The organism is Pseudomonas sp. NFACC04-2 (assembly GCF_900119265.1).
GTDB lineage: Bacteria > Pseudomonadota > Gammaproteobacteria > Pseudomonadales > Pseudomonadaceae > Aquipseudomonas > Aquipseudomonas fluorescens_AA.
In genome coordinates this window covers 187,909-188,277 of sequence record NZ_FPJC01000002.1, presented here as the reverse complement: position 1 = coordinate 188,277, position 369 = coordinate 187,909, and positions in this window count along the sequence as shown.

Here is a 369-nt window from a genome sequence, read left to right as displayed (position 1 = left end):
GACACCTCCTTGTGCAGGGGTCGTGCCCCTGGGTCGACGCGGCAAGGCTTGTGGCCTGCGCGATACGGACCGGTCCTGTTTGGAAAAACAACGGCAGACTAGCCTCGACACCGCCCCTCGGCCGGGTATGGCCGCGCTGGAAACGGTTTTCCGGCGCCTTTCGATGGGGTGGGGCGGGCTCGATGCGCATTTAAAATAGCAGCGCTTTTGCAGATGGGAAGCACTTTTTTAATTGTTGTACGATGTCATATCGGAATTATTTTCTCGCCCCGCCGCGGGCTAGAGCTGCCGCGCAGGCTTGAGCCCGTGCGTTGCCTGATCGCTACTGGGGGCGGTCCCCGCCTCTTGCAGGCGGGGGGACATGAGAGG